This is a genomic window from Jannaschia seosinensis (assembly GCF_001408515.1).
GTDB lineage: Bacteria > Pseudomonadota > Alphaproteobacteria > Rhodobacterales > Rhodobacteraceae > Jannaschia > Jannaschia seosinensis.
This window is the reverse complement of the sequence record NZ_CYPR01000250.1, coordinates 1-1131: the sequence shown is the minus strand read 5'-3', so window position 1 is coordinate 1131 and position 1131 is coordinate 1. Positions and strand designations below refer to the sequence as shown.

The 1131-nt window shown below is 62.8% G+C and carries 1 protein-coding gene and 1 pseudogene; one reads left to right on the top strand and one right to left on the bottom strand.

Going from position 1 to position 1131, the window contains the following annotated elements; all coding sequences use genetic code 11:
- The coding region (locus JSE7799_RS18815) for a transposase (RefSeq protein WP_144431821.1) at positions 1-523 on the top strand (523 nt) is incomplete at its 5' end.
- A gap of 320 nt (positions 524-843) precedes the next feature.
- Here JSE7799_RS18815 and JSE7799_RS21190 read toward each other — a convergent pair.
- Positions 844-1131 (bottom strand): annotated as a pseudogene (locus tag JSE7799_RS21190) (IS4 family transposase); the annotation flags it as partial.

Genomic DNA, 1131 nt, shown 5'->3' with positions numbered 1-1131 from the left:
GGCGCGCTACGTCCGGACGCCGGGTCAGAAGCTGCGCCGGTTCAAAACCTTCTCCTACGCAGCCCGCTCGTGGTCGAAACCCCGCCGCGTCATCGCCCGCGTCGAGGTTGGCCCCATGGGTCGGGACACCCGCTACATCGTCACCAACCTCGAGGGCGGTCGCGGTAAGCACCTTTACGAGAAGCTCTATTCCGCTCGCGGCCAGGCCGAGAACCACATCAAGGCGTGGAAGGCCCACCTCGCATCAGACCGGACGTCGTGCTCGAAAGCCAACGCCAATCAGATGCGCCTGATGCTGCACGGCTGCGCCTACTGGATTTGGTGGAAGCTCCGCGCGGCTTGCCCAAAACGTTCACCATGGCGCCGCGCCCAGTTCGACACGCTGCGGCTGCATCTCGTCAAGCTGGCCGCCACCATCGTCGAAAAGAAGACCCGGATCATCGTGACCCTGCCGGCATCGTGTCCCCGAAAGGGACTTCTCCTCCTTCTCTTCGACGCCCTCGCCCCACCGAAAACAGCCTGACGCATGCGCCCCGACAAACCCAGAAACATCAATCCACACCACCCAAGACCCAAGTCACCGGCCGGCCTGCCAACCGGACGCCGATGTCGGATGCGCGCGACAAGCCCGAGACCTAGGTAACCGGCCCCCTAAGCAGAAGAATACGGCTTCATGAAATATCCGGGCTAGGACAGCTCCCCACGGCCGCGACTCCGACCGTCGAGTTACAGAACTCCAAGTCTGCGCTGCCGTGCTGCATCGATGTATCGCGCTCGGCATCCCTGCCACAGAATCTCCAGCATAGGTCCGCCTGAGAGAAGATGTTTGTGCCGTTCGACAGACTACACGACTCCCACCCGCAGCCGTCTCGGGACGACGAGATTTCGGGCAACGAGAGGCGTTTCGGGACCGGACCGCATCCATCGTCGGACCTCATCGAAGCCGGTCCGGAACCAGGATTTCGAGCAGTATCCGTGCTTCTTCCGGGCGGGGTATTTGTGTCCCATGAGCTGGGCTGCAGCACGGCAGATGAGGGCGATGGCAATAGCGGTTATGGCGATGAGCAGAGACAACCTGGACGCGAGCGTCAGGCGGGTGTCCTCCAGGTTCAGCCCCCGCGTCTTGCTGTC